Origin of the sequence: Sporolactobacillus terrae, from assembly GCF_019930545.1 — a bacterium.
In the GTDB taxonomy this organism is placed as follows: Bacteria; Bacillota; Bacilli; order Bacillales; family Sporolactobacillaceae; genus Sporolactobacillus; species Sporolactobacillus terrae.
This window is the reverse complement of record NZ_CP082837.1, coordinates 2,726,015-2,748,890: the sequence shown is the minus strand read 5'-3', so window position 1 is coordinate 2,748,890 and position 22,876 is coordinate 2,726,015. Positions and strand designations below refer to the sequence as shown.

Annotated in this window: 20 protein-coding genes; 16 read left to right on the top strand and 4 right to left on the bottom strand. The window is 41.2% G+C overall.

Features of this window, described 5'->3' with window-relative positions:
* Positions 1-33: 33 nt before the first annotated feature.
* The 5 genes from K7399_RS13070 (at position 34) to K7399_RS13050 (ending at position 4,449) form a co-directional block, all read left to right on the top strand.
* On the top strand, positions 34-828 hold the full coding sequence (locus K7399_RS13070; RefSeq protein ID WP_028978111.1) for an MBL fold metallo-hydrolase: 795 nt from the start codon (positions 34-36) through the stop codon (positions 826-828).
* Between the two features lie 216 nt (positions 829-1,044).
* A complete protein-coding gene (locus K7399_RS13065) occupies positions 1,045-2,280 on the top strand; it encodes a S1C family serine protease (RefSeq protein WP_028978110.1) in 1,236 nt (411 codons plus the stop codon).
* A gap of 516 nt (positions 2,281-2,796) precedes the next feature.
* Entirely contained in the window at positions 2,797-3,276 is a 480-nt protein-coding gene (rlmH, locus tag K7399_RS13060; RefSeq protein ID WP_028978109.1) for a 23S rRNA (pseudouridine(1915)-N(3))-methyltransferase RlmH, read from the top strand.
* A 182-nt stretch (positions 3,277-3,458) separates the two neighbouring features.
* A complete protein-coding gene (locus K7399_RS16320) occupies positions 3,459-3,776 on the top strand; it encodes a response regulator (protein WP_081791821.1) in 318 nt (105 codons plus the stop codon).
* Positions 3,757-4,449, top strand: coding sequence for a hypothetical protein (locus K7399_RS13050; protein WP_128167253.1), 693 nt, complete (start codon positions 3,757-3,759; stop codon positions 4,447-4,449). Before K7399_RS16320 ends, K7399_RS13050 begins: the two co-directional genes overlap by 20 nt.
* A gap of 203 nt (positions 4,450-4,652) precedes the next feature.
* Here K7399_RS13050 and K7399_RS13045 read toward each other — a convergent pair whose 3' ends face one another.
* On the bottom strand, positions 4,653-5,525 hold the full coding sequence (locus K7399_RS13045) for an AraC family transcriptional regulator (protein WP_028977183.1): 873 nt from the start codon (positions 5,523-5,525) through the stop codon (positions 4,653-4,655).
* Between the two features lie 243 nt (positions 5,526-5,768).
* Between K7399_RS13045 and K7399_RS13040 the strand changes: the two genes are divergently transcribed.
* From K7399_RS13040 to pgmB, 10 genes are all read left to right on the top strand, one after another.
* Positions 5,769-6,572 carry an HAD family hydrolase gene (locus K7399_RS13040; RefSeq protein WP_223362613.1) on the top strand — a complete coding sequence of 268 codons (804 nt, stop codon included), beginning with the start codon at positions 5,769-5,771 and terminating at the stop codon, positions 6,570-6,572.
* Between the two features lie 21 nt (positions 6,573-6,593).
* Positions 6,594-7,202, top strand: a complete 609-nt coding sequence (locus tag K7399_RS13035; RefSeq protein ID WP_028977181.1) for a sugar O-acetyltransferase — start codon at positions 6,594-6,596, stop codon at positions 7,200-7,202.
* A 37-nt stretch (positions 7,203-7,239) separates the two neighbouring features.
* Positions 7,240-9,618, top strand: coding sequence for a glycoside hydrolase family 2 TIM barrel-domain containing protein (locus tag K7399_RS13030; RefSeq protein ID WP_028977180.1), 2,379 nt, complete (start codon positions 7,240-7,242; stop codon positions 9,616-9,618).
* A 137-nt stretch (positions 9,619-9,755) separates the two neighbouring features.
* A complete protein-coding gene (locus K7399_RS13025; RefSeq protein WP_128167251.1) occupies positions 9,756-10,358 on the top strand; it encodes a hypothetical protein in 603 nt (200 codons plus the stop codon).
* A 163-nt stretch (positions 10,359-10,521) separates the two neighbouring features.
* Entirely contained in the window at positions 10,522-10,911 is a 390-nt protein-coding gene (locus K7399_RS13020; protein ID WP_051577939.1) for a UPF0236 family transposase-like protein, read from the top strand.
* Between the two features lie 158 nt (positions 10,912-11,069).
* Positions 11,070-12,053, top strand: coding sequence for a LacI family DNA-binding transcriptional regulator (locus K7399_RS13015; protein ID WP_028977179.1), 984 nt, complete (start codon positions 11,070-11,072; stop codon positions 12,051-12,053).
* Between the two features lie 242 nt (positions 12,054-12,295).
* Entirely contained in the window at positions 12,296-13,660 is a 1,365-nt protein-coding gene (locus K7399_RS13010) for an SLC45 family MFS transporter (RefSeq protein WP_028977177.1), read from the top strand.
* A gap of 110 nt (positions 13,661-13,770) precedes the next feature.
* Positions 13,771-16,047: a glycoside hydrolase family 65 protein gene (locus tag K7399_RS13005; RefSeq protein ID WP_269473207.1), complete on the top strand. Its 2,277-nt coding sequence runs from the start codon at positions 13,771-13,773 to the stop codon at positions 16,045-16,047.
* Positions 16,048-16,112: 65 nt separating this feature from the next.
* The gene (locus K7399_RS13000) at positions 16,113-17,150 is read left to right on the top strand and encodes an aldose epimerase family protein (RefSeq protein ID WP_051577938.1); all 1,038 of its coding nucleotides are present in this window, start codon (positions 16,113-16,115) and stop codon (positions 17,148-17,150) included.
* Between the two features lie 17 nt (positions 17,151-17,167).
* On the top strand, positions 17,168-17,848 hold the full coding sequence (gene pgmB / locus K7399_RS12995; protein WP_028977174.1) for a beta-phosphoglucomutase: 681 nt from the start codon (positions 17,168-17,170) through the stop codon (positions 17,846-17,848).
* 360 nt (positions 17,849-18,208) lie between these two features.
* Here the strand turns inward: pgmB and K7399_RS12990 are convergent, their stop codons facing one another.
* The 3 genes from K7399_RS12990 to ahpC all read right to left on the bottom strand — a co-directional run bounded on the left by K7399_RS12990 (position 18,209) and on the right by ahpC (position 21,006).
* The gene (locus K7399_RS12990; RefSeq protein WP_028977173.1) at positions 18,209-18,403 is read right to left on the bottom strand and encodes a hypothetical protein; all 195 of its coding nucleotides are present in this window, start codon (positions 18,401-18,403) and stop codon (positions 18,209-18,211) included.
* A 498-nt stretch (positions 18,404-18,901) separates the two neighbouring features.
* Positions 18,902-20,431 (bottom strand): alkyl hydroperoxide reductase subunit F, encoded by a 1,530-nt coding sequence (gene ahpF, locus K7399_RS12985; protein ID WP_028977172.1) that lies wholly within the window; start codon positions 20,429-20,431, stop codon positions 18,902-18,904.
* A gap of 11 nt (positions 20,432-20,442) precedes the next feature.
* Entirely contained in the window at positions 20,443-21,006 is a 564-nt protein-coding gene (gene ahpC / locus K7399_RS12980; RefSeq protein WP_010025844.1) for an alkyl hydroperoxide reductase subunit C, read from the bottom strand.
* 898 nt (positions 21,007-21,904) lie between these two features.
* Between ahpC and K7399_RS12975 the strand changes: the two genes are divergently transcribed.
* Complete coding sequence (locus K7399_RS12975) at positions 21,905-22,456, top strand: cysteine hydrolase family protein (protein WP_028977171.1); 552 nt, start codon at positions 21,905-21,907, stop codon at positions 22,454-22,456.
* Positions 22,457-22,876 lie beyond the last annotated feature (420 nt).

The following is a 22,876-nucleotide window of genomic DNA, read 5'->3' as shown; positions in this document are numbered from 1 at the left end:
GTGACGGATTAATCACCCTTGGGAGGGGTAACGGTGCCATTTAAATTCAGTGTTTTAGCAAGCGGAAGTACGGGGAATTCTCTTTATATTGAAACGGAGCAGCGGCGTTTGCTTATTGATTGCGGACTAAGCGGCAAGAAAATGGTTGAACTACTTGGACAGATCGACCGTCGCCCGGAAGATATTGACGCGATTTTAGTCACTCATGAACACAGTGACCACATTAAGGGACTGGGCGTGTTTGCGCGTCGTTTTCATACACCGGTCTATGCCAATCAGAAAACGTGGCGGGCGATGTCCTCAGGCATTGGAGAGATTCCGACGGAGCAAAAGTTCGATTTCGAAGCCAATACAACGCAGGATTTCAACGATTTGTCCGTTGAATCGTTCTCCGTTTCACATGATGCAGCGGATCCAATGTTCTTTGTTGTTCATCAGGGTGAGAAACAGCTGACCCTTGCAACCGATCTCGGCTATGTTTCAACGCACATCAAAGGATTAATTCATAATTCAGATGCCTATGTGATGGAGGCGAACCATGACACGGAAATGCTGATGATGGGGCGATATCCATGGAGCGTCAAACGACGGATTTTGGGCGACACTGGCCATATTTCAAACGAAGAATCGGGAGTCGCACTGACCGAAGTCTTTGGTGATCACACCAAACGGATATATCTTGCTCACCTAAGCAAGGACAACAACATGAAAGAGCTGGCGCGTATGAGCGTTGGCCAGCATTTAGAGCGGTTGGGACTTAAATTAGGTCGTGAGATTGGTCTGTATGATACCGACCCGGATCATTCGACGAAACTGACTGCGGTTTAAGGTTTAATTGCAGCTACAATTGGCTATTCTTTACATAGAACAATGGGATTTTTGCGCTCCTTTTAAAAATAGTCACATAATTTTCAAGCAGTTCCTAATCAGTGGTAAATTATTGGTAAAGAAAGTTGTATGAATCATCAGCACGGTTGGCTGCTCAGGAGGCAGTGTGCTCAAACTTTTGATGCATTTTCTTTATGATACAGAGGAGGAATAGGTATGGGGTATTATGATGAAAACCATGAAAATGATCAAGACTCAAAAGAAAATGGCCATCAATCGAGAGAAACCCATGTACGCGGCGGATGGTTTCTCTCGGGGTTTATCGGCGCGATCGTCGGCATGGTCTGTCTTTTGATCTTTGCTCCAATCCTATCAGATCTGGGTGTTTTCCCTTATCAAGTCTCAACAGGCGCTCAGAATACCAATAATGTCGGGAATACCACCTTTAATCGGCAGATGAACGTTAATGTGACCTCATCGGTTACTGAGGCAGTTGATAAAGTTTCGCCTGCAGTTGTCGCGGTCATTAACCTGCAAAAGGCTAACTTCTTTGACAACAAGTACACGGAATCAGGAATAGGATCGGGAATTATTTATAAAAAAGATAATCAATATGCCTACGTTGTGACGAATAATCATGTGGTTTCCGGCGCGGAAAAAGTAGAAGTGCGGCTAAATGATAATGTCAAAACAAATGCGACCGTGTTGGGAAAGGATTCTCTGTACGATTTGGCGGTACTGCGTATCTCGTCAAAAAACGTGAAATCAGTTGCTGAGTTTGGAAACTCCTCTAAATTAAAACGTGGCGAGCCGGCGATTGCGATTGGCAACCCGCTGGGATTCTCCGGCTCTGTGACACAAGGAATCATCAGCTCGACTAATCGTACGATTCCGGTTGAGAGCAATAATGCTTCAATTGAAACCCAGGTGTTGCAAACCGATGCAGCCATCAACCCAGGCAATAGTGGCGGTGCATTGGTTAACATTGCCGGTCAGGTTATCGGCATTAATTCGTCGAAGATTGCATCAACCGGTACCGGAAGCAATGATGACGTTGAGGGCATTGGCTTTGCTATCCCGATCGACTTTGCCAAAACCGTGATCGAGAAACTGGAAACAGGTGGAAAGGTTCAGCGTCCGATGCTTGGCGTCAGCATTGTTGATCTGACGATGGTGCCGAATGAGGAAGTCAAGCAGCTGCAGCTGCCGTCCAGTGTTAAAACCGGACTTGTGGTCACCGATGTTCAAAGTTCGAGCCCGGCAGCAAAGAGCGGTCTTGAAGCCGGTGATGTGATTACGGAAATTAACGGGCATAAAATCAAGAGTTACATTGAGTTCTCCACGTACATGTACACCGAGCTGAACGCCGGTCAAAAAGTCACGATCAAGTATTATCGAATGGGAAAATCACATACGACGCAATTAACGCTCGGCAGCAAAACATTCTCATAATTAGCAAGATGAATAGAGCGGGTCCAAGACGAAAGATCTGTCTTTGGACCCGTTTTCTTTTTGGTGTTTATAAACAGGAGGATAACCAATCAGCGAAATGGATGTGTACAAAACAATGGAGATTTGTGGACAACTTGTGTGCATTGTTGAATAGATATCCACAAGTTATGCACATTTGGGGTTAAATTGTTTATAACTCTGAAAATTCATCACATTGATTATGTTAAAATAGGGATGTTTGAGTGCCACAGCTAATACGAAAAGCTTAATCGATAGGCTAAGGAAGCATCGTCAGTCTTTTTTCAGATGTATGGTGAAGGAATCGAATAAAAAAATGAAAATTCGACAAAGTTTGAGTCATTTTGATAGAAAAAGTTATCCACATACGTCGAAAAACAACTTTTTTTGCCGTTCTATATCTTGTGGCAAACGAATGCTTCCATACAGAATATAGAAAATTTCTGTGGATATGTGCATAAGTTTTGTGTATAACTTAGAGTAAGGTTGGGATAAGTTGTGAATATTAGTCTTTTAACCGTCGGAAAACTAAAGGAAAAGTATTTTAAGTTAGGGATCGAGGAATATGCAAAAAGACTCGGCACCTATGCAAAAGTCAGGATTATTGAAGTCCCTGATGAAAAAGCACCGGAAAATTTATCGGAAGCAGAGGTCACACAGGTAAAACAGGCAGAAGGTGAGCGGTTGTTGAAAAAACTGCCGGACAACGCTTATGCAATTGCCTTAGCGATCAAGGGCAAACAAATGCCGTCTGAAGACTTTGCCTCAAAGATTCAAGATCTAGCAACGTATGGGCACAGCGATATCGCCTTCATCATTGGCGGTTCAAACGGACTCAGTGATGACGTACTTAAACGTGCCGACTTTCAGCTCTCCTTCTCTCAGTTTACCTTCCCGCACCAGCTGATGCGACTGATCCTGATTGAACAAATTTATCGCGCATTTAAAATTATGCGCGGAGAACCGTATCATAAGTAAGTGAGGTTTTTGTAGAATATAAAATAAAGTTTAAAAATTGAATAGTCAAATCTTTTCTGGTTTTATCGTTTCTTTAGATATTTTAGATCGAGCCCTCGTTTTTTACCTGCGGCTTCCCAATAACTGATAAGCATCTTCTTTAGCAACTCTTCGATCGGCAGAATTGGAACTGTCCGTCCGATATTGAAACTTTTAGAGAGGGTCAGTCTTTTTTTGAGAGTAAACACCTTGAAAAACCGGGGAAACACATTGTTCTTCTGGAGAACATACTTCCCCGAATAACTGGCCCTGAAATTGTTAAGCAAATTAGGGAAAATTACTCCGATGTTACAGTTTCGATCATGATGTTTTCGGGAAGAAAAAGAGAAGAAGATGTGCTGAGCGCATTTAAATTTGGGGTCAATGATTTTATGGAAAAGCCAATCAGGATCCATGAATTGACTGTAAGAATGATGAACATGAAAAAAAGGATGAGCGAACTTGTTCCTTCCTTCAATTAAATTAGTTGCCTATGCGGTGATTGCTTTGTTCTTTATGCTGTCGGCTCTTTTTATAATTCTGGTCATTCATAAAATTTATGCGAACCGTAGTCAGGCTAGTATTGAACAACTAAAAAGAAAGATACAGCCTCCAATTTTTCAGAATTTATTTGGGGAGGCTGAAGATTCGCTGAAATATTTTAAGAAAAAAAGACTGTTTGATGATGCGATCCTTGAATTGTTAAAAGAAATGAACAATCAATTCGATTTAAATTTATTAAACATCACTCAGTCAAAAGCATTCGAAAAATATATCATTCCAGCTATAGAAAAGCGATTAAGAGCGCGCCGCTGGAGTAAGCGAATGAATACCTTATATCTAATTGAAAGTCTCGGGCCTGCCGCTTCATGGATTAATCTATGGCAAGTCTATCACCGAAAGCACATTTCTCGTCAGGATCAATATATCATTTTAAGAATTAATGCACAGGTAAACGAACGTCTCGGGAATATCGTCTGGAAGGCACTAACAACCCCGCACCCAAAAGTTCGCTACGGATTTTCGGTCGTTCCGCGTCCAATAACCAATTGGGTCATTCCCCGGCTTCTTCCCAAGCGGCTTATTGATGTTTTTATGGCGAACAATCTTGGTTTGAAGTATAAAACGGATAAAAAATCCGAGAAAAATTTATAAAGCTTAATGATTGCCACGTCACGTTAATCCTTGTGGCTTTAAAACGGACGTTTGGCTGATGATCAGGGCTGGATGAAACAGAAAAAAGAAACGAAGCAAAAAGAAGCCGTCTGCACCTGTGTCTGTTTTCAATTATTTTCATTGACATTATAAAGGAATGATCGTTTGAATGAAACACTCGGGAATCCTTAACTAAAAAGTACTTATTGTGATTGACGATACGCTTTAGGTGTTTTTCCCATTTCTTGATTAAAAACATGTGTAAAGTAACTGGGCGCCTGAAAACCGCAAAGGGCACTGATCTCAGAAACGGTTAAATTCGTACTTCTCAGTAAATCACGGGACTTAGAAAGCCGGTAGCGGATCAAGTAGTTATTGGGTGATTGTTTTAAATATTTTTTGAACAGCTGGCAGCATTTGCTTCTGCAAATGGCCCCCGCCCCGGCAATGTCGTTCAGTGAGATTTTTCTGTCGTAATTCCGTTGTATATAATCCGTCATTTTCCAGACAAGATTCTGATCAGGGGTTTCATCCAGATGCTCTTTTCGGGTTACTAAGTGGTCGCCGACATCCGCGCATAAAAGTGTCGAAAGAGACATAACGCGAAGAATATTAGGCTGATCTTTTGTCATTTCCCTATTAAGGAAATACATAGTGTCAAGAATATTTTTTTGCCATTCGATTCGTTTGCTCAGGGAGAGGCAGTCTTGGGACAAACTGCCGAATTTCTCTTTAAAATAGTGCTTGGTCACAAGTGAATGCTCAAAAAACAGTGCCGGACTGATCACCAGTGCAATGAACTCACATTCAGTATGATCCTCCGAAAATCCGTAATGGAGTCTTTTGCTGTTTACAAAGATACCGCTGTTTTCCTCCAAATGATGAATGCCACCGTTTACGAAAAAATCCATGGAACCATGAAGGACGAAAATGAATTCCAGATCCGTATGCCAATGGCAAAGTGCTTTGTATCCGTATCTGCTCAAATCGTCTCTCTTCAAATAAAGCGGGAAGTCAGGAATATTGTAATTGAGACGTTCTGACAGATCGGATGAGACGCCTAATGGAGTGCGCATCGCCTTGACTCCTTTACATACGATTTTTACATGATTATATACGATAAAGATAGTGCTTTCAAAGTCTTTTAAATACAATATTTATAGAATAAGTTCTGTTTAAATTCATTGTCGTTTTTTTGCCACTCCGTTGATTGGATCGGAAGGCGCGTGATGCCTGCGGTAATCAATCTCCTGGAGAGCGACAGGTGAGTTTAACAAAGTCATAAAATAAAAAAAGGATGGTAACCGATTTTGGAAAATGTGAAACTGATTGCAACGGATATGGACAGCACCTTGTTGACAAGTACCAGTGAATTGCCGCCTGATTTTGAACGCTATGTTTTAAAACTTCGGGAATTGGGCGTTGATTTTGCGATTGCAAGTGGCCGGCCGCTTTACACACTGAGTGATATTTTTTCAAATCTAAAAGAGGATATGGTCTTTATCTGTGATAATGGCGGATTAGTCAGTTACAAAGGGAAGATACTCTTTAACAGTCTGATTGATGTCAGCGCTTATCAGAAGATGATCCGATTTGTCGAAGATGAAACCGATGGTGTCGCTATTCTATGCGGCTTGGATTCCGCCTATATTTCGAAGAAAAATGAGCAGTATAAATCGTTCCTGTATACGTACTATACCAAAATAACCGTTGTTGAAGACATGCGAAAATTGGCGGTGAAAGCAGATAAGTTTACGATTTATTTCCCGGGGGCAGGCAGCAAGGCGCATTACGATCGAATTTTTAAACCGCAATTTGTAAAAGAATTTTCAGTGGTGATCAGCGGCACGCTTTGGATTGATATCATGAATAAAGGTATTGATAAAGGGAAAGCAATGAAACGATTAGGTGACTATATGCATATTGATTCTTCTCAAATGATGGCTTTTGGCGATACGTATAATGATGCCGAGATGCTTCAATCCGTAAAATACAGCTATATAGTCGCCAATGCCAGCGAAGGTATGAAACAATACGCAAACTATATAACCGCGTCAAATGATGACTATGGAGTTATTAAAATTGTAGAAGAATTGATCAGGCGCAAAGAGCGCAGAGCATAGCTTTTGAATGGAGGTGCCGGGGTGAATAACAAAGAAAGAAAAGAAAAAGGATTGCCCTATCATTATGACGATCCTGAGATCATGGGGAAACAAATGGAGTATCTGGAGTTGCTGCATGATTATAATGCCACAAGACCGTTAGAAAATGAGAAAAAACGGAAATTGTTAAAACAAATGTTCGCGGAGATTGGCGAAAACTGTCATATAGAGACACCGCTCCATGCCAACTGGGGCTGCCATCATGTCCATTTTGGAAGTGGCATTTATTGCAACTTCAATCTCACCTTTGTTGATGATACTGATATATACGTTGGCGACCACTGCATGTTTGGTCCGAATGTTGTGATCGCAACATCCGGACATCCGATTCTCCCCGTACTTCGAGAGCATCATTACGTCTACAACCTGCCCGTTAAGATTGGCACGAATGTCTGGATTGGTGCTGGTGTCCAGATCCTGCCTGGCGTGACGATCGGGGATCATTCGGTTATTGGCGCCGGAAGCGTGGTGACGAGAGACATTCCCGCCAATGTTGTGGCTTACGGCTCCCCTTGCCGTGTGATCAGAAAAATAGGGGAAAAAGATAAAACCTTTTACTTTAAAGATAGAAAACTGGATGTTTGGGAATAGCCGTTATCACTTAATGTAAAAAAACAGAGGTGTACAAATGGAACAATATTGTTTGACCAATTGGAAATTATTTCTAGGCGATCTGTCAAATGCCTGGCAAAAAGATTTTGCGGATCAGGGCTGGAAAAAGGTCACCGTCCCTCATGATTGGAGTATTACTCAGGACTTCACAAAAGATGCGTCAAGCGGCACCGGATATCTGCCGGGAGGCATTGGCTGGTATCGCTGCCATTTTAGCGCTGCGGAATTGGGGGATCTATCGGACCGTGTCCTGCAGATTCGTTTTGAAGGTGTCTATAAAAATGCGGATGTATGGGTGAATGGTTATCATCTCGGCTATCGTCCTTCCGGCTACAGCTCATTTCAGTATGATCTCACGGATCTTGCTGCGTTTAACAACAATGACGAATTTGTGATCGCCGTGCGTGTGGACCACTCGGATATCGCAGATTCCCGCTGGTATAACGGATCGGGAATAACGCGTCCGGTTTATCTTGCCGTTTTGGATCAGGTCTATGTCGACCGTTATGATGTCACTTTTGAAACAGAAGCCATCACCGATCGTGCAGCCAAGGTGAACGCGTCAGCGATATTAACCAATGCACTGGATACAGAGACGCAGGTTACGGTTGAACAGACGCTAAAAGAAATCGGCGGTGAATCTTTCTTTAAATTAGGAGAAGAAACGGTTTCCGTTCCCGCTCACGGTAAACGGGCAGTCGTTTTCGCAAAAGAATTGGCAGAGCCCAAATTATGGAGCGCAGAAATCCCCGCTCTTTATCAATTGGAGACAAAAGTCACTGCTGAAGGAAAAGAATCACATTATCTGGAAAACGTGGGCATCCGCAAGTTTGTCTTCGATCCCAATAAGGGCTTCTTACTGAACAATCAGCCAGCGACGAAATTGAAAGGTGTCAATCTTCATGAGGATGCTGGCTGTTTCGGTACAGCTGTCCCAACTGCGGTTTGGCTGAGGCGCCTGTTTAAAATTAAGGAAGCAGGAGGCAATGCCATCCGCATGGGGCACAATCCTCATGCGCAGAATCTGTATGACCTGTGTGATGCGCTTGGTTTCTTTGTCATTGACGAAGCATTTGATGAATGGGAAAACCCCAAAAATAAATGGTGCCGGGGCCATAATATTTATCCGCCAAAATATGAAGGCTATGCAAAGGATTTTCCCGTCTGGCACGAAAAAGATCTTGTCGATATGGTTCGCCGCAATAAAAATCATGCCTCCGTTATTGCCTGGAGTATTGGCAATGAGATTGATTACCCGAACGATCCGTACGCGAATCAGCTTTTCAATGAAATGACGGGAAATAACGATGCCAATAAACCGGCCGAGGAACGTATCTATAACCCGAATCGTCCGGATACGCGGCGCGCTACTGTGATCGCCAGACGGCTGACAGACATTGTGCACAGAGAGGATGCAACTCGCCCGGTGACCCTGGCGGCAGCTTTTCCGGAGCTATCCTCTCAAACGGGCCTGATCGACGTTCTCGATCTTGTCGGCTATAATTACAAAGAAAATTTATATGAAGATCATCACAAACGCTTTCCGGACAAGCCTTTTTACAGCAGTGAAAGCAAACATAGCTATTCCCAGTGGCTGGCGGTGAAGAATAATAATTATATTTCGGGTCATTTTATATGGACCGGAGTCGACTTTCTGGGAGAAGCGCGTGGTGTATTTCCGAGGCACGGGACATATCGCGGATTGATTGATCTGTGCGGTTATCCAACCATTATGTTCTATAAAAGAAAAAGCTGGTGGGTTGAAGCGGCAACGGGCAAGCTGTACACGCGCCCCTATGATGGCTGCAAAACAGAAGATCCATGGACACCGGTCTTTAGAAAATGGAACTATCGAGACGGAGAAGATGTTGAAATTCGCCTTTATACCAATGCCGATCAGTTTACCCTAAAAATGGGACAGACAGATATTCCGATGACCTTTGATGAAACCGAAGGCTATTACACAGCAGTGACCCATTATCAAAACGTTCCTTTAACGCTTGAAGCAAAAAAAGACGGCAAGCCAATTACAGATTTATTGGAAGCGGTTGGTGAATCGTGCCAATTAATGGCTAACGTCTGGCAAGCACCGGTTAAGTGGTCGCGATTTAACCGCACATATAATCCAGACAAAGTGATCCATCAAATTGAATTAACGTTTATTGATAACAAAGGACGCGCGACAAGCGATGAAAGAATCGTGACTTTTTCGTCGGATGATGCAGCATTTCTCGGGTTTGAAAACGGGAATGTCGATGATATAACCAATTACGTGGAAAAATGGCGCAGAAGCTTTAACGGGCGCATGATTTGCTATGTGCAGACTGACAAGGGGCAAAAAGGCTCCGTGAAATTTTCAGTCGAAGGATTTTCACCGCTTGTTGTGTCCCTTTAATCCTTTATTTAAAGCTATGTCAGAAGGTTACGTTGCTCCCTATATGGATGGGGTATTCGTGAAAAATGCTGACTTTTACGTCTTTCCTCTAACGATATAATCAGAGTATAAAATTAAAAATGAGAGAAGTTGAGAAAGTGGATAGAGTTACTATGAAAGAGGCTCTCTACAAAGATATTGAAAATAGAGCGCAGGCAATCTATCAACAGTACCAATATTTAATGCAGAAAGTCTTGAAAAGTAATACTAACTCAACGAAATCCCAATTGAAATTTTATCTCATAGAGGATGAAAGACTAAATGGAAAATCTGGGCATAAAAACAACGTTGATAATATTGGAATAAATACAGGAGTAATCGATAAGTTTTTTGATTATTTTTATGACTTTGCAAAAAAAAGAAGTGAAGAATTTATAAAGGCGATGTCGCTTGGTGCAGATGAGATTGATGGTGAGGAAATATCATATGAAGGAATTGTATTCGACAATAATGGAAAAGCTAAAGCTATAGACAGCAAAGTTATTGACGTAAGCCTAGCTAGTTTGCTTAATACATTTGTTGCACGTTTCATTTTAACTCATGAATTGGGTCATTTGCTTAATGGCCATTGTGAATATATAAGTGCAAAACAAAGCAGTAATATGCAGTATATTCCGATGTTTTATAGAGATGCCGACAAAATTAATAGTGTCTCACCGTTAGATATTAGGACCATGGAGATGGATGCAGATGCTTTGTAGGCAGAAAGATAGCCTTTATTTCCAGTTAATGGAAACAGCCATTGACTGGAAATAAAGGACACCAAGCGGTAGCGCGGTAGGATCAAGAAGCGATAACTATGGAAAAGAGGGTGACCCCTTGGTAGAATCAAAGTTGACCACAACGATTCGAAGGAGCACCTTCATGAAACAGAATAACACAGTGTATATGAATTTAAAACAACTGGAACAATGGGTCTGGCGGCAGCTACAGGAGACGTTCACTCAGGTGATGAAAAAGCTCTTGGAGGACATGGATCAACAAATTGCCGACGAACGGGATAAAAAACAGTATCGGCTCGTGAGTAAACGCCCGCTTCAAATCACCAGTCTTTTCGGTGAACTCACGATCGAACGCGCTTACTATCGCGACCGAACAAAGAATGAACATGTCTATCTCCTGGATCGGTATTTGGCTTTTGAAAAAGCCGGACATCTCAGCCCGATGGTTGAGGAAGCTGCGATTGAACTGGCGATTCAAGGTCCGTCACCGAAGGTGCTGCCGAAAAGCGCCCTTATGGTTTCGTCGCTTTAATGATAACACCGGATTTTATGATGGTGTTTTATTACCCAACCTAACTGGCTATTTGATTTTACAACTGGCCGCCCGTATTATAAGAAATTATTTTTTGAAAATCCCATGCAACCGTTGCATGAATTTCTGCTATAATGAAGTAAACGGGAGGAATATTGATGGTAACTATTCGGGATGTAGCAAAATATGCTGGTGTATCTGCATCAACGGCATCACGCGCCATACGGAATAGTTCGCTAATCAGCCCAGAAACACGAAAAAAAGTGCAACTTGTTGCAAAAAAAATGAACTATGTTCCAAATTTCAACGCACATAATCTAGCAACTAACGCCAATAACACTGTTGGTATTGTTTTCCCAGTTGATAAGGATGATTTGTACCAAAACCCCTTTTATACTGAATTAATTGAAGGCATTAATCAGGAATTAATACCAAAGCATTTTTTCATGACGGTGGCTTTAGGTGGTACCGTAAAAGAATTGAAGCAAACTATCAAAATAATGATTGAAAATAGTAAAATTGAGCAATTCATTTTATTGTATTCTATTGAAAATGATCCTATTTTGAAATATTTGCAGCAACGAAAAGCAAAGTATGCTGTCATTGGAAAGCCCTATACTAACGCCAATAGCATCCCCTATGTCGACAATGATAATGTCAATGCTGGATTAGACGCAACGGAATATTTGATAAACAAAGGACATCGTCAGTTAGGGTATGCCTTTACTAGTAGATACCAATTGGTACAAACAGACCGAATGCTTGGTTTTCATGAAGCAATTCGTCGCAATGATTTATACGGTTATAATCTGGAACTGTGCAGTGAACGTTTTGGTACCGCCATTAAGGAATATTTGCAACGCTATCCAGACATTTCTGCCATTTTGGCGAGTGATGATATTTTAGCCTTTCAAGTCCAAAAAGCTGTGCAGCGAATTGCCCCTGAAAGGCAGATTGAACTGATGGGATTCAACGATTCTTTATTTGCTAAATTTGCCGAACCCAAAATCAGCACCGTACAAATTTATCCGAAACGACTTGGCAAGGCAGCCGCACAGTTGATTATTCAGCAACTCGAGCAGGAATCGAATGAACCTTTCGAAAAAATAATTGTACCCTATAAAATCATCGAACAAAATTAATTAAAAAATTTATCGGCTGATTTGGTCCGCCAATCGTGCAGTTAATTCGCCTAAACCGCGAAGGAGCTGCTTTTTTGTTTGCTTTTTGATGCAATCGACTGTCCCTTCGTAAAAAAATCTTAAAAAAACCAATTGCAACCGGTTGCATTTTTTTGTAAGCCGTTACATAATAGATTATGCAAGTAACGAACATTATCCTTTTTAAGGCATTGTTGTTCGATTATGGAGGAGGAGAAAGAATGATGTATCAAGAACAACCCGTTAAGACCGATGTAAAAAGCACCGAACAGAAATTGCCAAGTCTCCCGGTCAGTACGATTTGGATGATTAGTTTTGGGTTTTTGGGCGTGCAAATGGCATTCTCATTACAAAGTTCAAATATGGGACGGATCTTCCAGACGATTGGCGCAGATCCTACTAAACTCGGTTTCTTCTTTATCTTGCCTCCGCTGGCAGGTTTAGTTGTTCAACCCTTAGTTGGTTATTTTTCCGACCGCACGTGGATACCAAAACTTGGTCGCCGTATCCCTTATCTGCTCATCGGAGCCATTGTTGCTGTCATTGTCATGTGCCTATTGCCTAATTCAGGCAGTTTTGGTTTTGGTTTTGGTTCAATGACAGCACTGACATTCGGAGCCATCACGATTCTGTTTATGGATCTGTCATCAAACGTTGCTATGCAACCGTTTAAAATGATGGTTGGCGATATGGTTAACGAGGAGCAAAAAGGGTTTGCCTATTCTATTCAAAGCTTTCTCTCAAACAGCGGCGCTGTGCTGGCTTGTATTTTTCCCTTTGTTTTAACCGTGCTGGGCACGTCAAACAGTGCACCAAAAGGGGTTGTTCCTCAATCAGTTGTTATTTCATTTTATGCCGGAGCAATTATTTTAATTGTCTGCAGTTTAATTACGATATTCAAGGTTAAAGAGTATTCACCTTCTGAGTATGCATTCTATCACGGGATCACAGATAAAACCGCTCAGAGAGAAAGTAACATTTTCAAACTGCTTGTCCATGCACCAAAAGTTTTCTGGACCGTTACTATCGTGCAACTCTTCTGCTGGATGGGTTTTCAGTATTTGTGGACTTACGGCGCAGGTGCCGTTGCTAAGAATGTTTGGCAGACGATTGATCCAACAAGCGCAGCTTATCAAGACGCCGGGAACTGGTTTGGTATTTTATCAGCTGTGTATTCATTTGCTGCCGTTTTGTGGTCACTTGTCTTGTCGCGCCTGCCAAATGATAAACGCAAACCGGCTTATGCCTTCAGCCTGTTGCTAGGCGGTATCGGTTTTGGTTCAGTATTCTTCATTCATAATCAATGGGCATTGATCGTTTCATTTATCTTGATCGGTATAACCTGGGCTGCTATGATGACATTCCCATTCACAATACTGACCAATGCTTTGTCTGGCGAGAATATGGGAACGTATCTCGGACTGTTCAATGGAAGCATTTGTTTGCCGCAAATTATTGCATCCTGTGCAAGCTTTGCCTTATTCCCGGCGTTTGGATCATCGATGCCGTCAATGATTTTATTTTCAGGTGTTATGCTGATTATCGGTGCATTCTCTGTTTCAATTATCAAAGAAACCTATGCAGAATAAGTTAATCAGCAATATTAATTGAAACCGCTTTGATTTTTGCTTGACGATGCAACCGGTTGCATTTAATATAAGAGCATGAAAGAGCATTCAAAATGGACATACGAGGAGGAATTGGCATGCAGCGAATTTTTGAAATTGACCCTTGGGAAGTCGTTACCCATAAATTAGACAAAGAAAACAAACGGGTGCAAGAAAGTATGACTAGTATTGGAAACGGCTACATGGGCATGCGTGGGTTTTTTGAAGAAAGTTATAGCGGAGACACACTGCAAGGACTTTACATCGGGGGGGTTTGGTTCCCTGACAAGACACGCGTTGGATGGTGGAAGAACGGCTATCCAAAGTACTTCGGCAAAGCGATCAATGCTGTTAACTTCATCAAAACAAACGTATTGATTAACAGCGAACCGATTGATTTAGCCAGTGATTCGATCAGCGGCTTTAAATTGCAGTTGGACATGAGACGTTCCATACTATCACGGGAATTTATTGTTGAAAAGGGCGACGCTAAATTAAAAGTATCCATTAATCGCTTTGTCAGCGCCGCACAAAAAGAATTATTCGTGGATGCTTATCAATTTGAAAACGAGGGTTCAACGCCTTTTAAATTAACCGTAAATACCCAAATTGACGCTGATGTTCAAAATGAAGATGCAAATTACGGAGAACGTTTCTGGAAAGTTTTAGATAAGTCCCAAAGTAATACCAAAGGTCATGTTGTAGCGATCACTAAAGAAAATCAGTTCGGTACTCCTCGATTTATCGTTGGTAATGAGATGGTCAACAAAACGGATTTGACTGCTGAAAAGACGGATGAATTAGAATTAGCCGTTCAAAACCAGTTCAGTAAAGAACTTGTACCAAGTGACACAGCTTATTTTGAAAAACGTGTCGTTGTCATTACTTCACGCGATTACGATGACCAAGCGAGTTTAATCAAAGCCATGCATGAATTAGCTGCCAAAATTGCGGATGAAAAGTTAGCCGATTTACAGGCGGCTCACACACATGTTTGGGCACAACGTTGGAAAAAATCCGATGTTGAAATTGACGGCGATGCTGCTGCACAACAAGGAATTCGTTTCAACCTGTATCAATTATTCTCTACGTACTATGGTGAAGATGATCGGCTGAACATTGGCCCTAAGGGCTTTACTGGCGAAAAGTATGGTGGTGCCACCTATTGGGATACCGAAGCATTTGCCGTTCCAATGTACTTAGGAGTTACCGATTCTACAGTGACCCGAAACTTGTTAATGTACCGTTATAAGCAGCTCGATGGTGCTTATGTCAACGCTAAAGAACAAGGCTTAAAGGGTGCGCTATATCCGATGGTGACGTTCAACGGAATTGAATGCCATAATGAATGGGAAATTACCTTTGAAGAAATTCATCGAAACGGCGATATCGCATTTGCCATTTACAACTACACCCGATATACAGGTGATAAATCCTATGTATTAAACGAAGGCAGCAAGGTCTTAACCGAAATTTCTCGCTTCTGGGCAGATCGGGTACATTATTCACAACGTAAGGATCAATACATGATTCACGGTGTAACCGGTCCAGATGAATATCAAAACAACATCAATAACAACTGGTATACGAACTACCTGGCACAATGGACTTTGAAATACACACTTGAAATATTGGATGAAGTTTCATCCGAACAAGCAGTTCAATTAAATGTTTCTAATGAAGAAAAGAAACAATGGAAAGAGATCATCAACAAGATGTACTTACCAGAAGACAAGAAACTTGGCATCTTTGTTCAGGACGACGGATTCCTGGATAAAGATTTAAAACTGGTCAGTGAACTTCCAGCTGATCAATTGCCGATTAACCAGCATTGGTCATGGGATAAAATTTTACGTTCGCCATACATCAAGCAAGGTGACGTTCTTCAAGGAATATGGGACTTTATCGATGAATTCACACCGGAACAAAAGAAAGCCAACTTTGACTTCTATGAGCCTTTAACCGTTCATGAATCAAGTTTATCTGCTTCGATTCATTCGATTTTAGCTGCCGACCTGCATTACGAAGATAAGGCAGTTGAAATGTATGAACGGACCTCCCGCTTAGACTTAGATAACTATAACAACGATACTGCCGATGGGCTGCATATTACCTCAATGACCGGTAGCTGGCTCGCCATCGTGCAAGGCTTTGCAGGCATGCGCGTTCGCAATAATCAACTACACTTTGATCCATTCTTACCGAAGAAATGGGAAGGGTATCGCTTCCGGATCAACTTCCGTGGACGGATCATCCAAGTTGCTGTCGATCATGTGGGAACACGGATCACATTAGTTTCTGGTGAACCGCTCACCATTGATGTTAAAGGACAAAACGTTCAACTGGATTCAGAAACCGTCACGGCTTAAATTCATATTGAGTGAGTTTCTGCATTTATCCCTAAAGTATAGAGGAAAGTTAGGGGGTAGTAACGGTGAAAATTACGCAAGCAACGATTGGTTCAATTGTTGATGAGCCAATTACACAATATACCTTAGAAAACGATCACCATGTTCAGGTCGTCTGTATGTCCTATGCAGCAACTTGGCAAGGATTTATGGTTCCAGATCAAAATGTCAAATTACACAATTTGATTTTACGATTCGATGACATCAACACGTATTTGACGAATCCATTTCATGTTGGTAATACCATCGGTCGCGTAGGTGGCCGACTTAAAAATAGCAGCTTCGCCATTAACGGCATTAAATACCATGTTCCTGCAAACGAAGGTCCGAATTTAATTCATGGCGGCAACCATGGCTTTTCCAGTTGGAATTGGCATGCCGCTATGGAAAGCTCTCAAAATGCAGTGAACGTGACATTTAGTCGGAAGATAGCAACTCAAGATGATGGTTTTCCGGGAAATATTGAGGTGAAAATCTCATACACCCTAGACAATCAAAACAAAGTCACGATTCAATTTTTTGGTCAAAGTGATGCAGATACGCTCTTCAATCCGATGACGCATGTATATTTTAATTTGAGCGATGACCAAGAAACCATTATGAATCATGAATTGCAGATCAATAGCCTGCAACACGTTGAAGTCGATGATCAAAAACTGCCGACCGGTCGTTTACTTGAACATAGTGGAACGGCATTTGATTTTTCTAAACCTGTAATGTTGCAAAAAGCGCTCGCACAGCTACAAAAAGAAATGGGTAAAAACCAATTTGACGACGCATTCAAATTGGTCGGCCAAGAACATCCAGCTGTTGTGATTCGGGATAACGCTTCCCACCGTCAAATTCGCGTTTATTCTAACCGAAATGGTATCGTGATGTTCACGGCCAATCCTGAAGTGATTGGAAAATCGAAGGAATGGGAAGCAAGCCATCCCTATAATGGTGTGGCAATCGAAGCACAGACGCTTCCGGATGCCATTCATCATCCGGAATTTGGCGATATCGTATTAAAAGCGAATCAGCCGAAAGTATATACCGTACACTATCAATACGAAGAAATTTAATGAGAGGGGAAAATTGCTTGACAAACTTTAATGATATTAAGGGATTCATCTTTGATTTGGATGGCGTAATCGCGCTGACATCTAAGTATCACAGTCAGGCTTGGCATCAGATTGCCGATGAGTTGGATGCGACATGGACAAAATCACTTGAAGATGGGCTCAAAGGGATCAGTCGAATGGACTCTTTAGAAATGATTTTGAAAGCTGGCAATAAAGAAAACGACTATACCGAAGAAGAAAAAATCAAATTAGCGGCAAAGAAAAATGACAATTATTTGGCGCTTATTGGAAATATGAATAATGATGATCTTTTACCTGGAATACCAGAGTTCTTAGAAGATTTAATGGCCCACAATTATAAGATTTGTTTGGCATCTGCTTCAAAGAATTCTTCAATTATTCTTAAAAAGTTAAACCTGGCAAGATATTTTCCAGCTGTTGTCGATCCATCTAAACTGAAAAAAGGAAAGCCAGATCCTGAAATTTATATTCGTGGAGCTGAACTGTTGAACTTGAAGCCTGAAGAATGCATTGGAATTGAAGATGCCGCTGCAGGGATTCAATCCATTAATGGTGCTGGTGAAACATCAATTGGTATTGGTGATACACAAGAACTAAGTGCCGCTGATATTCTTTTCTCAAGCACAAAAGACATGACATTAGCGAACATTGAAGCTGCAATGAAAGTTAACGCATAAATCGATCATTTAAATTGTTTTCAGTGTAAGAGGCTGTCCCAAAAGGTCAGCAGATGAAAGACGAGAGGGAATTTTTATCCCTCTCGTTTTTTCGCGTTTCTGGATAAAAATCATAGAAAAAAATCGCCAATTCTCTTAAAATGAAATTATCCCGAATCTCAATAAAAGAAGGCGATTTTTTTGAAAAACATTATCTTCGAAAAGTATAACATGCATCAACTCATTCTTCCAATGGATTTCAGCGACAGTATTCCCAAAAGCCATATATGACAGGACTGCTATAAGAGGGCAATTTATTGGTCTCGTTATGGCCATAAGAGTACAATTTATTAGAAGTATGCCTTGCTTTAGCATTTTTTCTCAGTGGTTAAATTTCTTGCCATCTAAATGATTTTTCAGGTCCATTTTATAGACAAAGAGAAGTTGTGCCGGATCTTTATTGCCATCTTCATCATAACCGCCGACAATAACTTTCTCTACGATGCTCTCAAAAGTGAACCAATCAAGTTGATTCAGCGCCTTATTCTGTTCCAGGGTCTTCTTGAATTCCTCCAACCTAGCTGGCTAATTTGATTTTACAACTGGCCAATATAAACAAATTCATTCAAGAAAACGGAGAATTTTCAATGTCTTCTTTTCAAGTATTACATTCTATTATAAAAAGGAAATAGATAATGGTCTAGAAGATTTTTAGTTTGTGTAATAAAACCACACTTACACCCATTACGGAGAACCGTACCATAAGTAAGTGAGGATTTGAATCAGAAAACAATATGATAAGGGACTCTTTAAAAGAGATTCGTCATAGCCTACGCCTCCATCACGATTAGCGACAACCGAGTGATTGCTTGATCAAGCAAAGAAAATACCTGTTTAACATTACACCTCATGAATGGATACGCTCGCTGGCACGCATCAACAAAACGCGAACCCGCTGACGTCAGAGTGGAGGCAAAATCATAAACTTTCTGTAAAAAAAGCCGCTGTACTAAAAAATGATTAGTACAACGGCTTTCCTAACAATTAAGTTAGTGTATGAGTCTTTTAATCTGGTTAATTTCTGATCAGGTAATCGAATGCACCGAGAGCAGCGGTTGCTCCTGACCCCATTGAAATGATGATTTGTTTATAGGGACTGTTGGTGCAATCACCTGCGGCATACAATCCGGGAACACTGGTTGCGCCGTACTTATCGACAATGATCTCGCCGACGCGTGTACGCTCAACAGTTCCTTCTAACCAATCGGTATTTGGTACAAGACCGATTTGAACAAATACGCCTTGTAATTCGATATGTGTTTCTTCTTGGGTTGCGCGATCAACACAGGTAATGCCGGTTACTTTATCGGTACCGGTGATTTCTTTTGTTTGAACGTTCTTTAAGACGGTAACATTAGGGAGGCTGTAAAGACGTTTCTGCAGCACTTCATCAGCTTTGAGCTCTGGCATGAATTCAAGAACGGTCACATGTTTTACAATACCTGCTAGGTCAATAGCGGCTTCAATGCCGGAATTACCACCGCCGATAACGGCTACGTCCTTTCCTTCAAATAAAGGACCGTCACAATGTGGGCAATAAGCGACCCCTTTGTTTTTGAATTCTTGTTCACCGGGTACGTTAACATTGCGCCAACGTGCGCCGGTGGATAGAATGACGGCTTTACTTTTGAGCACCGCACCGCTCTCAAGTTCTACTTCAAAAAGATCGTTCTTTTTGATATCCTTGGCGCGCTGAAGGTTCATGACGTCGACATCATAGTCCTTAACATGTTCTTCAAGACTGGCTGCGAGTTTTGGACCTTCAGTATGTTTCACACTAATAAAGTTGTCGATACCCAATGTTTCCTGAATCTGGCCACCGAAGCGTTCCGCAACAACCCCTGTACGCAATCCTTTTCGTGCGGTATAAATCGCCGCACTTGCCCCTGAAGGACCGCCACCAACAACGAGTACATCAAAAGGATCTTTATTTGAAAGCGCTGATGAATCGGGTGCGCTGCCTAGTTTGGCAAGAATTTCTTCAAGCGAGATTCGACCGCCGTTGAAGAACTCACCATTTAAGTAAACCGCCGGCACGGCCATAATGTCCTTGCTTTCTGCTTCTTCTTTAAAGGATGCCCCATCAATCATCGTATTTGAGATGTTGGGGTTCAGAAGGCTCATCACGTTTAATGCCTGAATAACATCAGGGCAATTGTGACAGCTGAGGCTGACGTAAGTTTCAAAGTGGTATTCACCGCTTATCTTCTTAATTTGATCAATGACGCCCTGATCAACCTTTGGCGCCCTTCCGCTCACCTGTAACAAGGCCAATACGAGTGATGTAAATTCGTGACCAAGAGGAATACCTGCGAACGTGATGCCGGTATCTTCTCCAGGACGGTTGACACTGAAGCTTGGCGTTCTTGGAAGCGATGCTTTTTCAACCGTGATTTGGGAAGATAAGGAAGCGATCTCGTCGATAAAAGCCAACAGGTCCTTTGACAATTGATCAGATCCGGCACTGACTTTAAGCTGAACGTTACCTTCCATGAGTTGAAGGTATTGGTTTAATTGATTCTTAATAGCTGCTTCGAGCACCATTGGTACACCTCTTAAAGCTTTCCGACAAGATCAAGGCTCGGTTTCAGTGTTTCAGAACCTTCTTGCCATTTAGCCGGACAAACTTCACCAGGGTTCTTACGAACATATTGAGCGGCCTTGATTTTATTAATAAGAGTACTTGCATCACGGCCGATACCGTCTGCGTTAATTTCGGCAGTTTGGATAATGCCGTCCGGATCGACGATAAACGTACCGCGGTCAGCAAGACCTGCCTCTTCGTTTAAAACATCGAAGTTGCGGGAGATTGTTTGCGATGGATCGCCGATCATGGTGTATTGGATTTTTGCGATCTTTTCTGAAGCATCGTGCCATCCTTTATGTGTAAAATGAGTGTCCGTTGAAACGGAATAAACTTCAACACCCAGTTTCTTTAGCGTATCATATTCAGTTTGCAGATCTTCAAGTTCAGTCGGACATACGAAGGAAAAGTCTGCCGGATAAAAGCAAACGACACTCCACTGACCCTTTAGCGTTTCTTCAGAGACGTCAATGAACTCACCATTTTTGTAAGCTTTTGCTTGGAACGGTTGTACTTCAGACCCAATAATGGACATAATTAATCTTCCTCCTAAAAGTGGTTTTGGTTGTATTGATTATAACTGATCTATCTATAATTATTATCAATGTAAATTAATTATTGATTAAGATACGTTCTATTGTCAAGTGAAACACTCTCAGCCTTATTTTTGTTGTGGTAACCGTAATAGATGTTGAAAGAATAAACGGTAGAGGATGAAAAGAAATTTCTTTATTTGTAGCGTGCCACGGATTGAATGGTCGGTAAATGATACCATTGTCAATTACTTGACAAGTTAGCTTATTGCCTGAAATCCAAGACCTTTTCCTTGTTCATAAACAATGTGTACCATAATGAATCTTATTATTCATTGTTTTTTTGACACTTTGGAATTTAGTGATGATGGGTAGAGATATCTGAACGCAGTAAAAAGTGAAGATCACAAATGGAAAAGAGCGGATGTCACAAAAGGTTGTTGAACGTATACTGCGTTCCGGCTGCCGCTTTCCATAGACTTTTAAGACAGCCTCAGGGAGGCAGAAGAAATTGTGCAGGTTCAAGACCAAACAACGATATAGGTCATTGATAACTTGTCTAAATTGGATTACGGTGTTGTAGCTACTGTGAATTTATTTCCATCCTTGGATAGGAGGAGGGATTGGTTAGGTTACACTTAATAGGACAAATAAATTAAGGTCATGTACACTTGGTTCAACTATTCGCCGGACATATGAAAAAGGAACGAAGAACTTTTTCAAAAGAGTTCAGAGAAAAGGCAACTCACATGTATCACATCTTTCCTAAAAATCAATTTGAGGAAATAAAATGAAGCACTAGGTTTATAGCCCAATGCTCATTTTGCCTCTTAAATAACTACGGTGAACCGTATCATAAGTAAGTGAGGGTATCAACACTGAATTAAGGAGGTAACGTGGATGAATGCACTTTTAGTACTAGATCCTCAAATTGGTATACTTAAAAAGAAAGATTTCTCGGAGGAACTAACCATAATCAGAAATGTTATTAGTGATTTTAAAGATAGGGATCAGTTAGTTGTATTATTTCAACACATTGACTCTGCAGATAAATTCCCTAATAGTCCGCTTGTAGAAGGATCAAAAGGTAGCAAAATATTTCCTGAATTTATTAAGTTAGCTGATTATATTGTTCCAAAAAGAACACCAAGTGGCTTTATGAATACTGAATTACAAAATATTTTGCAAAAATCAAATGTTAATCATGTTTTTGTTGTAGGTTTTAATACTGAATATTGTTGTTTGTTCACATCGCTAGGAGCTTTCGAAAAAGGATATGATGTCACATTTATTGAAGATGCCACAGGAACTGTTAACGATGAAAAAACATATGAGATGCCTGGATTAGATATTAGAGATATGGTAGGATCAATTCTTAATTGGTCCAGGGTGATTGAAGTTCTATACTATGCTGACTATGTTGAAAAATATGGGCACAAACGAAACCGGTGAATTCGGGTGAGGTCTGATCTCATTGGTTATGGGATGGTCAGCCTAAGCCCCGATCTGAAAAATTGACGGAATAAATTTGCTTAATTAGTAAAAAGGATAAAAACTAGCTTCAATAGACGGAGAGATTCCGCCTATTTACTCGAAAAACGTGAAAATGGGGCTTTTTGCTTTGCATAGTCGGAAAACATCCCTTATATACCCTCGAAAAGAGTCCCATTCTGCATCTAACCGAAAAATCTCCGCTTATTTAACTTTTTGCTAGTGACTTAATTAAGGACAAAACTTCTTATCTAACATTGCGAGACAGGTTGACTTAGCGTTCTTTTTATATTTCAAAAATCCAAGGGAACCTCATTTTGCTACGCCACGGTTAACCGTTATCATAAATAAATGTGGTTTTACCAAACACAGTCTTGTAAA